The organism is Izhakiella capsodis (genome assembly GCF_900115045.1).
Classification (GTDB): domain Bacteria; phylum Pseudomonadota; class Gammaproteobacteria; order Enterobacterales; family Enterobacteriaceae; genus Izhakiella; species Izhakiella capsodis.
Genome location: NZ_FOVC01000004.1, coordinates 94,089 through 106,485, shown reverse-complemented (window position 1 = coordinate 106,485; position 12,397 = coordinate 94,089). Strand labels below are relative to the sequence as shown.

Genomic DNA, 12,397 nt, shown 5'->3' with positions numbered 1-12,397 from the left:
CATAAACAGCAGGCGATAATTCAATACGGTCGCGACACCCGGCTGTTTGTTGTCTGTACACAGGGATGCGATGAATGATGGAAACAAACAGGAAACGCGTTGTTATTACCGGGATAGGTATTTTGTCTTCTCTGGCTGATAACGTGCAGGACTTTAAAGACGCGTTATTAAATAAAAAAAATGGCGTCGCGAACAGCGAGCGTTTCGCGAAATGGTTTGAAAATGCCAGAGCGGCTGAAGTGCTGCACGATATCGATTATTCTGCGCTTTCAAAGGAGATTATTGATTCGCTCGATAACGCTGCACTCTGGGCCTATAAAGTAGGCAAAGACGCGCTGAGCCATGCCGGCCTGGTAGATAATCAGGTGCAACTTAAAGAAACGGGCCTGATTGTTGGCGTATCTTCCGCAGGTACCGAGGCATTTTTACCGCTTTTTGAGCAGCGCATAGAAGACTTCTCTCTGCGTAAGGCGCTCTTCTCGGGCGGCTTTGCGTCCTGCTGCTCCAGCGTATCAACATTGCTCGGCCTGCAGGGCGGGGTGGAACTGGTTGCGACGGCCTGCACCGCCAGCCCCAATGCAGTGGGAATGGCATTCGACTATATCCAGAATGGCAAGAGTAAAACGATGCTGGCCGTCGGAACGGAACCCATTTATCTGCCGACCTTCGCCGGTTTTTATGCGCTTAACGTTATGCATCCGGAAGCCTGTTCACCGTTTTCTGGCAACTCCGGCATGTCGATTGGCGAGGGGGCCGGCGCGCTGGTACTTGAAGAGTATGATCATGCCGTTGCGCGCGGCGCCACGCTTTATGGTGAAATTCTTTCCTATGCAACATCCTGCGATGCGTTCCACGAAACCGGGCCAGATCCGCGCGCCAGCGGTGCCGCACAGGTGATGATCAAGGCGATGGAAAATGCCGGCATCACACCCGATCAGATTGATTATGTCAATGCACACGGGACCGGAACGGAAGCGAATGACCGCATTGAAACGTTGGCGATGAAAAAGGTCTTTGCAGGCCATGAGATACCGCCGGTGAGTTCAACTAAATCCTACTTTGGCCATAATATTGGCGCCGCGGGTATTGTTGAGCTGATCGCTTGCCTCGTCACGTTACCTGATAACCGTATTTTGCCCACGCTAAACTTCACGACCCAGCGTCCGAACTGCGATCTGGACTATGTGCCTAACGCCTTCCGTGACAAAAAGGTCAATATCTTCATGAAGAACAATTATGCATTCGGGGGCAACAACTGCAGCATGATCGTGAGCATGGCTCCCGGATCGATCCCCGTTAGCCGCTTTGAACCGCGGCGGGTCGCGATTACCGGTACAGGGGCCGTTTCGGCTATTGGACACAGCATCCACCAGATCCTCGACAGCATATGGAAAGGTCATCACAACGTTGACCTGTGCGACGTCACTTTCCCTGAAGATACGCAGGAGGAGGCGAAGGCGCTGCTGGACGTTCTGAACAATACCCGGCAGTTTGAAGCGCTGTTTGGCGACGCGTTCAGCCTCTCTGACAATCGACGCCCGGAAGGGCATCAGCCGTTTAAAACTTTTCAGGTGACGCAGCTGGAGCCACGCAAGCATTTACGGCGTTTTGATCCGCGCAAAGCGACTCGCGGCGGCACCTTCGCGCTGATCGCGCTGTCGGAGGCGCTGGAGCAGGCGAAGCGTAAGATTAAGCGTGATGGTGATGAACTGGGCATCGTCATGGGCATGTCAAGCGGCCCGCAGGAGACCACCTACAAATATCTGCAAAGTCTCAAGCCCGATCCGCGCAAGGTCAGAACCTCTGAGTTTCCAGGTTCACTGATGAACGCGATAACCACCTTCTGCGGGATCTCCGAAGGGATCAAGGGGTATACCACGACGCTGGCTACCGGCGAAAATGCGGCGCTTGGGGCGTTGACCTACGGTTACGAAATTGTCCGGCAGGATCTCCAGCCGCAGGTGCTTGTCGGGGGCGCTGATGAATACTTCCCGTCAATGTCACTGTATATGAATGCGATGACGGATAAGCTCCACATGACCTCTGACGCGCGTGATTATCAGGTCTACGGCCAGGATCCGAAAGGCTATGTTCCAGGAGAGGGCGCCTGCATGCTGCTGCTGGAGGATCCGCAGCGGGCAGAGGCGCGCGGTGTTGAGGTGCTGGCTGAGATCGTGGGTTACGGTAAAGCCTGTAGCAACAGCTATTTTGATGAATCAATTCAGGGCGAAAAATCGGCATCGATGGCGCTGGCTATGACCCGAGCCCTTGCCGATGCGGGGATTAGCGCAGAGGAGGTGGATCTGGTGTGTGGCACCAGCAACGGCAGCCCCACCAGCTCCCGCGTTGAAGTCGATGCGATTTATCAGACCTTCGCCCGCGACAAACCGGATGTCCCGGTCGTCAACTATAACGGCTGCTTTGGTTTTGTCGCCTCCGCCGCGGGTTTGCTTAACCTTACTGTCATTATCGAATGCCTTAAGCAGCAGGCTGTTCCGCCCATACCCTATACCGAGGCGTTCTTTGATGAGCGTATTCGCTTCGTCAGGGAGCCTCTGAACCTTAAACTCAGGCATGTATTGCTGGTGGGTGCTACGGAAGGTGGAAACTATTACGCCTTTGTAATCAAAGGATTGTAATGTGGATAATGCCGCTATCATCTCAGGCTTCAGCGTTTGTTTGCCGTTTGCCGAAAACCCTGTTCAGTTGATTCAAAACCTGAGACAGGGAAAATGCGTCGAAAGAAAGCCCTGGTTTAAGTCTGACGACGAGGCAATAACATGCGGATTTAAGCAGAATAAGCGCATTGCCACGCTCGACTATACAGATGAAGGCGTGGCTGAGCGGCTTTATCGCCTGATCGATAATGCGCTGCATCAGGCCAGGCTGGACAGGGGATGCCTGACCGGGTCTGACGTCCGGGTTTATCTGACGGGTATCGGTCCCCGGATCGATGGCATGGCGTACAAAAGCTTTTATAACAAAAATGATCTTGAAGACATTCAATTGTCAACATCATTAACGCGGCTGCACGTGGAGAATATGTCACAGGATCGCCTGGCCGGTGATCTTGCCCGTCGATATGGTCTGCAGTATTTGCCGCCAAATATGAACTGTACCAGTAATTCCTCGCTGACCGCGGTGCATATAGGCTGCCAGGCCATTGAACATCATGGCGTCGATCTGGTTATGGTGATCAACTGTTCTGAGATCAAAACCCAGGATCTCTGGTTTCTCAATAACCAGTCAATGCTGGAGACCGATAGCGTTCAGCCGTTTGGCGAGAACAGTAATGGCGTGGTGTTTGCCGAAGGGTTCAGCGTGTTGCTGATAGAAAGTGCACGCCATCGATGCGCCCGTCAGATTCACGGAGGAATACGTCTGCAAACCACCTACAGTCAAATCAGCGCCGGTCGAAGTAACGACAGCGCATGGCTCAGCGCGAATACAGTAAAAGTGATGCAATCGGCAATGAAAAAAGCGCAGCGCAATACCGATGAATTGTGTGCCATCATTCCTCACGGCAACGGATCGTTCATCAGTGACAGAGCGGAAGCCAAAGCGATAGCGATATTTGAAGAGGGTCATACCATTCCGGTTCTGGCCTATAAAGGGCAAATAGGTTATACCGCGACTGGATCGGGGATCGTTGATTTAATTATTGGCCATCACACATTATGCAATCGTGAAATTATTTCTCCCGTGGCAAAAGATAACATTATTGACGCGGTTGCAAATTATGTATGGATAAACCGCAGCGTGACTAATCACAATAAACGCCATCTTCTTAAAACAGGCGTCGGTGTCGACGGCTCTATTATTGGTGTCGTGATGTCAGATATAGATCGGGACCGGTGAAGAATAATGTCAGGTCATATGTATTTATCCTCATTTTCAATTATTGAGCCGGAAGACAAATTTTATTTCTACCAGCCAGGCTGGCTGAATGTCTGGGAGGCGCATTTATATAACAAAGTATTGAAGTCTACCCATGCAAACGGCTGGGGATTTAAGCGGTTTGGAACGCAGCCAGCGCGCTATGCCCCTGAGATGATACGTAATCCTTTTTATCAGGATTATCTTGAGGCCATTGAGCAGGCGGCAGATGAAGCGGTGCAGGCGCTCCCTACCAAAGAGCGAATGAAACTATTAAAACGTCAAACGGCATTCATTTACCTCGACTCCTGGGGTGAAACAACACCGTTTGAGAATATTTCCAGCGCGCTGCATATTTCGATGATCGATACCCTGCCAAAGAACCTGGTGAAACGATTCGGGGTAAGTGCTCCAACCTGCAAAATGCGTGGCGAGAAGCAGGCTTTCTTGCAGGCAATCGCGCTGGCAAAGGATTATCTCAGCTGGGAGGTTTTCGATTATGTCGTGATATGCGCGGCATTTCGTGCCATTCCGGTATTGGTTTTTTCTGACGAAGATCGCCCCCGGACGCGAAGTGAAAAGCACCGGGGCCGGAGTGATAAGGTCAATTTAACCGTCGAACGCACGGGCTGTTTTATTTTTAGCCGGCAGGAAAGCGCGCTGAAAGTAACGGGTGGGCAATATGTTATAGCGAACAGCATCCAAAACGCAGCGGAGGCGGAATGCATTGCGTTCGCTGGCGTACAAAAAAATCTGCTGCAGTTATCGGCCATTCCGCAGCAGCACACCCTTGATCTGGTCGACACTTACGGTGCCAGCGGTTGCCTGACGCCCGCGCTGAGCATTGCCTGGATGAATCAACACGCCCACATTGCCGGGAAAGTAAGAACCGTCGTGCCTGATAAGGTGCAGGGCTATAGCTATTTCGATATTCAACAGTGCAAGGAATAACGACAAGCTTATGAGCGTAATAATAAATGAGCTGCCGGTGATATCATTAAATAATATCTGCAAGTGCTACGGTGCCGGGGATAGCAAAGTCGATGCGTTGAATAATATCAGCCTGGAGATCGACAAAGGCGAGTTTCTGGCGCTCTGTGGGCCATCCGGCAGCGGAAAAAGTACGCTGTTAAATATTCTGTCAGGGATCGATAAACCGACGAGTGGCAGCGTGCTGTTTTCGAATAAATTGCTGAATAATCTCAGTGAAGAACAGCTTTCAGCGATCCGTGGCAAGCATTTAGGTTTTATCTTCCAGTTTTTCAATTTAATTCCTGTGCTAAACGTATTTGATAACGTCTATTTTCCGCTGGTACTGAATGGCTATATCGATAAGAACGAGGCGAAAGCGCGGGCGCTGCATTTTATCGACAGCGTGGGGCTGGCTGCGTTCACCCGGCGCAAACCGACGGAGCTTTCGGGGGGACAGCAGCAGCGAGTGGCGATCGCCAGAGCACTCGCGCATAACCCCCAGCTAGTGATCGCCGATGAACCGACCGGCAATCTCGATCTGGGGACCGGGGAGGCTATTTTGGATCTGCTGCTGAAAATCAATCAGGAGATCGGAACGACGTTTATCATCTCAACCCACTCCAGCCAGCTTAAGGCGCGCGCGCAGCGTGTGGTTGAAATTAAAGACGGGGTGCTAGTTCATGATGCGTAATAGCCAAATTTTGCTGATTCTGGCATGCCTGCTTACGCTGCCCTGGGCCGTGAATGCGAGCACTTCTGCCGCCCCCGTCGCGCAGCGCGTCATACAGCACGGGTTCCCGACTCAGCCCCGGGCGCTGGCGAACACCACCGAAGCGCTGTTTACGGAATATCATCAGAACCACAATGCCCTCTCTCTGGTGTTTTACGCCTATGGCGTGTTGCGTCAGGCTGACCATTTTATGACGGTCAATGACGTTATCCGGGCATCTGAATATGCCAAAACGGGTTTTTTCTATCTCGATGAGGCCGTCGAGCGGCATGAGGATAATCTGCAGGTGCGCTATTTACGCGCACGCCTTGATGCGTGGCTGGCAGCCGATCTCGGGCGCTGCGTCATCACCCTCAAGGATACCGCTGAGCTGTTAAACCATGCTCAGGCCTTTAACGCCCCATTGGTGAAAAGAATCGAAGGGATGCGTTATCGCGCGCTGCTGAACTGTCACTATCCACAGCAGGCAGACGCGCTGCTGGCGCAGATCAAATCGCAGGATCCCGGCGCGACGGCTGCATGGGTATCCGACCGTGCGCCGGAATGGGATATGAATGAAGTGACACAGGTAATGTTACCGCTGTTGAAAGGGAAATAAATGTCCGGGCAAAGGGTTTTAGCCACTGTTTTGGTGGTGGTCATTCTGCTGTTCGTTGTTTGGTGCGCGCGCTATCGCTCACAGGATGTGAAGTTTGCGTTTTTAAACCTTTTCCGCCACCGACGGCGATCGTTTTCGACCATTGCTGCGATCGTGCTGGGAGGCGTATCAATATTTCTGTACGGCGGGTTTATTGATTACTCATTCTGGATTTTAAAAGAGCAAACGATTCGCACTAATATTGGACACGTTCAGATTTTCAACCAGAACTATTTTGAAACCACGAATAAAAGTAAAAGCCAGATTGACGACTACAGCGGATTGAAAAAGGCGATCCTCAGCGATCCGGCGCTGGCCGGATCTATCTCAACCATTTCCGGGCAGCTGGAATTTACCGGGGTGATTTCGAAATACGAAAGTGATACCTCGAGTTATTTCTCAGCTCTCGGCGTTGAACCCTTACCGGCACTGAAATTAGGATCTTTTGATAAGATCATTTCCGGCAGCGACCTGTCCCGGGTTAAAACCAATGAAATCACGCTGGGGAGCGGACTGGCAAAAGCGCTGGATGCCCATTACGGCGACTGGCTTGACGTACTGGTAGTGAATACTCACGGGGGGCAGGGCGCATTATCCCTGAAGCTTCGCGGCGTGTTTAAATCCGGCATCAAGGATTATGATGATGTTGCAATGAAAATCCCCCTGGAAACTGCGCAGCGTATGATGGGAACCGACGGCGTGAGCAAGGTTCTGATTCTGCTCAAAGAGGATAATACGGCTATTTTCAGCGACAGGTTGCGCCAGTTTATTGCAAATCACCACCTTCCCCTGATCGTCAAAGACTGGCGAGAAGTTTCGCTGTTTTACCAGCAAGTCGAAGGTCTGCTGTCCGGAGTTTATTTCTTCATCAAGCTAATTGTCAGCCTGATTGTAATATTCATGATTGGTAACTCAATGACCATGAATGTGATTGAGCGCACCCGGGAAATTACCACGCTCAGGGCTATCGGCTTAAAACCGATGCATGTGACGCGCCTTTTTTTATTAGAGGGCATTTTTGTCGGCATGATTGGCGCGACCGGAAGTCTGGTAGTCGGTTATGCCATTGCATCGGTTATCAATCTGTACGGTATTGCCATGCCGCCGTCGCCGGGGCAATCGGTGGGCTATACGGCCTTCATTAAAACGAATAGCTTCGAGCTTAACTGGATAACGCTGGTGCTGCCGATATTAACGGCAACGGTCGCCGCGATACTGCCAGCGTTGCGCGCTTCGCGGCTTAATATTACGGATGCATTCAAATTCTCGTAAGGACGCGCTATGAAATACCTGCTTATTGCGACACTCTTTTCATTTTTTCTGTCCTGTCCGATGCGGGCTTATTCGTCCCCGGCAGATGAAAAGGCGCTGGAAATAATCCGGCGTGCTGATGAGGTTCGCTCTCCGAATAAGCCTTTCCGCTACACAGTGACTATCAATGAATATAAAGCGGGGTCAGACCAATCTGAGAATAAACAGGTTTTAGATATTTCGATGCGTTTTATCAAACCTGAAGGCGATTCCAAAGCCGATGCTCGTTCGCTGGCCCGTTTTATCTATCCGCCGCGAGACAGAGGGAAAGTGCTGCTTTCCGATGGTTATGCGCTGTGGTTCTATACGCCCGAATTGCGCCATCCCATTCCGGTTTCACCGCAGCAGCGGCTGGTGGGACAGATTTCTAACGGCGATGTCATTGTTACCAATTTTGAATATGCCTATCACGCAACGCTACAAGGTGAAGTGCCGTGCGGCGATACGATCTGCTACAAACTGGAATTAACACGCCGATCGCCAGAGGCGACCTGGCCTAAAGTCCTCTATTACGTAGAGAAAGAGGGCGAAAATCGGCCATACAAAGCAGACTATTACTCTCTGGACGATCAGCTGTTTAAAGAGGTTTCTTACGAGGATTTTCATCAGGTGCTGGGTAAGATGCGTCCGACGAAAATCCTGGTCCAGGATACCCGTCACGGCAAACGTTATTCGGTCATGGAGTACAGCGATATCCGTCTGGAATCATTGCCAGTATCATCTTTTACCCGTGAAGCCATTCAGCGAGGCACCAGATGAGGCACTTGCTGGTGGGGGGCATGCTGGCGCTGTTCTGCGTGCCGTTGAGTTCGCTGGCGCATTGTCTCTCAGGGGATGAGGTAGTGCAGAACGCCAGGGTGACGCTGTTTGAACAGCTATCATTCGTGGAGAAATACCCCTCGACCTGGCAGATTGATGGCCGTAATCCCTATACCCGAAGTAATCTGTTTAATGATGCTGGGGTCAACATCGCCAGCAATTGCTCGCTGATTGATAACGTCCTGAGCCTCGATTTTTCGCTCTACGGGTTGACTTGGTATGGTGTTCAGCCGCTGGGGCCATTTGAAAGAGACGATCGTCGTTCGCGTGCGATTATCGAACGGCTCAGGCTTATATACACCCTCTCAGAAGGCGTGCAGCTTGAGGTGGGTAAGCTGAAAACCAAGCCCGGGCTATTTTTTCTGCGTTCGCCCGCCGACCTCATTAGCCAGTACTACACCGGCTTCAAGCCGACGCGACTGTATGATCCGCAGCTGAGAACGGCCTATCAATCCTCTTCCTGGGCGGCGACCTTGTCGGCTGATAACGATAAGCAAGCGTTATCTCTGACCGTCGTGCCAAAGCTGGCGACGATAGATAAACGCTATCTCTCTTCTGGCACATGGTCAGACAACCAGCGTGGAAACAGCAGTGAAGCCTGGCTATTGAAGTACCAGTCTTATCAGTTCCGCGACCATACGCCAGGCGTAAGCATTTTGCTGGGTGATTCACGGGCGCTGGCGCTCTCCGATAGCTATAACCTCGCGCCTCAGATGACGATCAATGCCGAAGTTGCGTATAACGCCAGCCAGCGCTGGCGTCATCTGTCCGGACAGAAACGTCAGGAGCTTGAGGATTATCTTTTCCCCTCATCACTGTACAGCGCGGAAGATAAAGCGGGCATCGAACTGGCCCTGGGAGGACAATATACGTCTGATAACTTTACTATTTTCGGATTGGAATACTATTTTCAAAGCGAAGGCTATTCACGCGATCAGTGGCAAAAACAGCGCGAAATGTTGCGTTTTCTGAACGCCAGAACGGGTTATGCTCCGTTGGATAGCGCTTTTGACGCGTATAAATATCTTATCTCCTCTGAAATCAACAATACCGGCAACAAAGGCATGTTGCAGGGCAAACACTATCTTAACGTCTGGTCCAGCCTGCAATTACCTCATCAGTCGAAACTGCAGCCGTATGTGGTGTTAAATCTTGTGGACAACAGTTCGATGGTGGGTATCCATTTTAGCACGCCGCTGACGGCTATTGATGACCGGCTGGAACTCTTCAGCGGGATATACGGCGCGTTAGGAAGTGCGCGCTCAGAGTTTGCCATCTTCGGTGAAACCGTCGGTGTATATGTTGGCTTGAAGTACTATTTATAAGGAAATAACCATGACGCTTACAAATGCCTCAACGCCGGTGGTACTGCTTTTCTCAGGCCAGGGCAATCCGGTTATCGGAATGGGAAGCGATCTCTGGGATGTGAATGCCACAACGAAACAGATCTGGGATTGTGCCAGCGATATTTCCGGTAAGGATCTGCGCTGGCTTTGTCTGAGGGGACCGATGAACAAGCTAATTCAGACCCCGATACAGCAAATGGCCGTGACGGCAATAAACGTCACGCTGTTCAGCCTTTGGCGCGAGCGTTTCAGGGACACCGCGATTATCGGCTCCTGTGGTCACAGCGTCGGAGAGTACAGCGCGCTGTTCGCCGCCGGCGTTTTCTCTCTGGAAACGTTATTTTCCACCGTGCATTTTCGCGCCAACACCATGAATGCGCTAAGCATAAACAACAAAGGCGCGATGCTGGCCGTAAAGGGCGCGGCTCATGCGACGCTCAGCGACATGCTGCTTCGTTCAGGTATGCCGCTGGATATCAGTTGCGATAACACGCCCAACCAGCAGGTTGTTGGTGGCCCGACCTCGCTACTTAATGATTTCAGCGGCAGGATGTCAGAGGCTGGCTATAACCTGACTAAATTAGGCGTCAGCGGTGCCTGGCACACGCGATTAATGGGGGAAGGGATTCAGCCCATGAGAGATTTTCTTGCCGGACAGCCGATTGCTGCACCAGAGCACGAGGTGTTAATGAATGTCACGGCGCGCGCTGAGTCTGCCCCAACGCAGCTAGTCGAAAACCTGGCACTGCATTTAACGCAAACGGTGAAATGGACCGATACCCTGTCGTATTTCTTGCATCATGCCAGTGCCCCGCAATTCATTGAGATGAGCAATAAATCCTATCTTGGACAAATGCTGGCTGACTTTCCTGGGTCATCCGCGCCGGTTCTGCACTGCAGAAAACTATTAGCGATGTAATGGAGACACTATGATCCCGGATTATTTAACCTTTATTCGCTTCCAGAATAAAAGGAATCTTCTTTATATCTACATCGTGACGCTTATTCTGCTGGGCTTTTACTGGAAAAATACGTTTTTTTCATTCTCGAGGGATGATGCCTGGTTGGTGAGTGCTATTTTAGCGCTGGTGCTGTACGCCTTCATTGCCGATCTTAAAGCCTATTGGGCCTATAAATGTGTAGTCAAAAACGTCGATTTAACGCATTTCCTGAAAAAAAAATCGGCTGGCAATAAAAGCCTGTTTTTGGCGCCATTTGGAGTGCTTGTTTTTGGCTATCTGATCTTTTGTGCTTTCACTTGGGCGCTCCTTCTATTTATCCCGGCAGGTCTGACGCTGGTGTTGCTGGCGGTGATTTCCCCGTTGTTTATCTGGGCGATATTCGCGCTGTTGCGACCCGTTTATATCAGGCAGGTGACCGCATCAGAAAGAAACACCTTAAAATATAAGCGACTTTCGCACTATTTAGTCATTACCGCGACCATGAGTGTGTTGATGAATCTGATAACCATCGCCCCTCTGCGCCACAGCCCGCAGTTTGATCTCTACGGGCGTTACTTTACCCTTGAATCTATTATCACCATGCTGGTGCTTTGCGCGATTGTTCTGGCGATCAATTTGATCTTCTTACGCTTTACCAGGCGCTACATTTTCTTGGGTCACCTGTTCATGAACGAAATCGACCTGACTTTTTCAACCACGATCCCGTGCCAGGAGCTGTATGAAAAACCACGCTGGCTGAGGCTGGTTCTGCTTGTCAGCATTGAGTTTATCTGGTCGGCGCTGATCGCCCTGATCGTGACGATCTCCGGATGGTCGCTGTGGTTTGAGGTCTATTTCCTGCTCTGTTATCTGCCCTGCCTGGCCTGCTATATGCTTCATGCCTGGTGGAAATGGCATAACGATTTCATGATGTCATGCGATATGTATCTGCGCTGGGGAGAGCTGCAATCTGGGGAGCGTTAAACGATCGATTTTCCCACTTTGGTTACAAAAACGATTCGTCAGGCGTTAGAAGATATCTCAGGCGTCGGGGAGCAGGGCGTGGTGCATAATGTGACGATATGGCCACTGTAACGTTGCCAGTGAATTTGATAGCGACGCCCCGCATAGTGCGGATTCTCCGTCGGATAAAGCGCCAGTGCTATGCTGTTTGCGCTAAGGGAAATGACGCGAGCAGCGGTAAAATCGGAGTGCGGCGGTGCCTGCGATCCGCACGCTTTATACAGGCTCTCTTTGGCGCTGAAGGCGAGGGTTAACGCCATTGGCAAAGGAAGCGATGACGCGAGCAGGATACGCTGTTCATCTTTGTTGAGGAGGGTATCGACAATCTCGTCGCATAAGCCCGGCGTCATGATGCTTTCAATATCCACGCCGACGGGATGCGGCGCAATCAGCGCCAGCGCGGTGGTGTTGCAGTGGCTGATACTGCCAAAAAGCCCGGAGGGCCAGAGCGGCTGACGCTGACTGCCGATCGCGGGTATCTGGCTGCTGCCCCGGTCGCGCAGCGCATGGGCGGCGGCGAGGCGTCCGGCGAGATGCTCCGCCTTGCGCTTTCTGACGGCGTTTTGCAACTGATGATGATGCGGCAGCCAGAGCAGGTCTGCCTCGCTGAAGGTCAACGGATCAAAATCGATACGATGGATAGGATAGCCAGCCAGCGATAAGACGGTGTGTTGCACATCCATATTGACCTTTGCTTGTCGGAGATGACGTCACCGCGGCCTGACCCGATCGGCAGGCCGCT

Annotated in this window: 11 protein-coding genes; 10 read left to right on the top strand and 1 reads right to left on the bottom strand. The window is 51.5% G+C overall.

All coding sequences use genetic code 11. The features are described from left to right. The first annotated feature begins 77 nt into the window (after window positions 1-77). Genes BM191_RS07995 through BM191_RS07950 form a run of 10 tightly spaced genes read left to right on the top strand, consistent with a single transcriptional unit; the run spans window position 78 to window position 11,616 of the window. Window positions 78-2,639 (top strand): beta-ketoacyl-[acyl-carrier-protein] synthase family protein, encoded by a 2,562-nt coding sequence (locus BM191_RS07995; protein WP_092877239.1) that lies wholly within the window; start codon window positions 78-80, stop codon window positions 2,637-2,639. 1 nt (window position 2,640) lies between these two features. Beyond that, window positions 2,641-3,858 carry a beta-ketoacyl synthase gene (locus tag BM191_RS07990; protein WP_092876940.1) on the top strand — a complete coding sequence of 406 codons (1,218 nt, stop codon included), beginning with the start codon at window positions 2,641-2,643 and terminating at the stop codon, window positions 3,856-3,858. Between the two features lie 6 nt (window positions 3,859-3,864). Then, the gene (locus BM191_RS07985) at window positions 3,865-4,827 is read left to right on the top strand and encodes an ATP-binding protein (RefSeq protein WP_230479548.1); all 963 of its coding nucleotides are present in this window, start codon (window positions 3,865-3,867) and stop codon (window positions 4,825-4,827) included. A 10-nt stretch (window positions 4,828-4,837) separates the two neighbouring features. Continuing rightward, a complete protein-coding gene (locus BM191_RS07980) occupies window positions 4,838-5,539 on the top strand; it encodes an ABC transporter ATP-binding protein (protein WP_092876938.1) in 702 nt (233 codons plus the stop codon). Continuing rightward, the gene (locus BM191_RS07975) at window positions 5,529-6,176 is read left to right on the top strand and encodes a hypothetical protein (RefSeq protein WP_092876935.1); all 648 of its coding nucleotides are present in this window, start codon (window positions 5,529-5,531) and stop codon (window positions 6,174-6,176) included. The genes BM191_RS07980 and BM191_RS07975 overlap by 11 nt, the downstream gene beginning before the upstream one ends. Further along, window positions 6,177-7,487 (top strand): ABC transporter permease, encoded by a 1,311-nt coding sequence (locus BM191_RS07970; protein WP_092876933.1) that lies wholly within the window; start codon window positions 6,177-6,179, stop codon window positions 7,485-7,487. A gap of 60 nt (window positions 7,488-7,547) precedes the next feature. Continuing rightward, window positions 7,548-8,285, top strand: coding sequence for an outer membrane lipoprotein-sorting protein (locus BM191_RS07965; RefSeq protein ID WP_230479560.1), 738 nt, complete (start codon window positions 7,548-7,550; stop codon window positions 8,283-8,285). Then, a complete protein-coding gene (locus BM191_RS07960) occupies window positions 8,282-9,670 on the top strand; it encodes a hypothetical protein (protein WP_092876928.1) in 1,389 nt (462 codons plus the stop codon). Before BM191_RS07965 ends, BM191_RS07960 begins: the two co-directional genes overlap by 4 nt. A gap of 10 nt (window positions 9,671-9,680) precedes the next feature. Next, window positions 9,681-10,610, top strand: a complete 930-nt coding sequence (locus BM191_RS07955) for an ACP S-malonyltransferase (RefSeq protein ID WP_092876926.1) — start codon at window positions 9,681-9,683, stop codon at window positions 10,608-10,610. Window positions 10,611-10,620: 10 nt separating this feature from the next. After that, on the top strand, window positions 10,621-11,616 hold the full coding sequence (locus BM191_RS07950) for a hypothetical protein (protein ID WP_092876923.1): 996 nt from the start codon (window positions 10,621-10,623) through the stop codon (window positions 11,614-11,616). A gap of 38 nt (window positions 11,617-11,654) precedes the next feature. On the opposite strand, the gene entD is transcribed toward BM191_RS07950, so the two are convergent. Beyond that, complete coding sequence (entD, locus tag BM191_RS07945; RefSeq protein ID WP_092876921.1) at window positions 11,655-12,338, bottom strand: enterobactin synthase subunit EntD; 684 nt, start codon at window positions 12,336-12,338, stop codon at window positions 11,655-11,657. Between the last annotated feature and the right edge of the window lie 59 nt (window positions 12,339-12,397).

Excerpts from the sequence above, each read along its gene's own strand:
- BM191_RS07995 (WP_092877239.1), top strand. The coding sequence starts at position 78 with ATGGAAACAAACAGGAAACGCGTTGTTATTACCGGGATAGGTATTTTG.
- BM191_RS07985 (WP_230479548.1), top strand. The coding sequence starts at position 3,865 with ATGTCAGGTCATATGTATTTATCCTCATTTTCAATTATTGAGCCGGAA.
- BM191_RS07980 (WP_092876938.1), top strand. The coding sequence starts at position 4,838 with ATGAGCGTAATAATAAATGAGCTGCCGGTGATATCATTAAATAATATC.
- BM191_RS07975 (WP_092876935.1), top strand. The coding sequence starts at position 5,529 with ATGATGCGTAATAGCCAAATTTTGCTGATTCTGGCATGCCTGCTTACG.
- BM191_RS07970 (WP_092876933.1), top strand. The coding sequence starts at position 6,177 with ATGTCCGGGCAAAGGGTTTTAGCCACTGTTTTGGTGGTGGTCATTCTG.
- BM191_RS07965 (WP_230479560.1), top strand. The coding sequence starts at position 7,548 with ATGCGGGCTTATTCGTCCCCGGCAGATGAAAAGGCGCTGGAAATAATC.
- BM191_RS07960 (WP_092876928.1), top strand. The coding sequence starts at position 8,282 with ATGAGGCACTTGCTGGTGGGGGGCATGCTGGCGCTGTTCTGCGTGCCG.
- BM191_RS07955 (WP_092876926.1), top strand. The coding sequence starts at position 9,681 with ATGACGCTTACAAATGCCTCAACGCCGGTGGTACTGCTTTTCTCAGGC.
- BM191_RS07950 (WP_092876923.1), top strand. The coding sequence starts at position 10,621 with ATGATCCCGGATTATTTAACCTTTATTCGCTTCCAGAATAAAAGGAAT.
- entD (WP_092876921.1), bottom strand. The coding sequence starts at position 12,338 with ATGGATGTGCAACACACCGTCTTATCGCTGGCTGGCTATCCTATCCAT.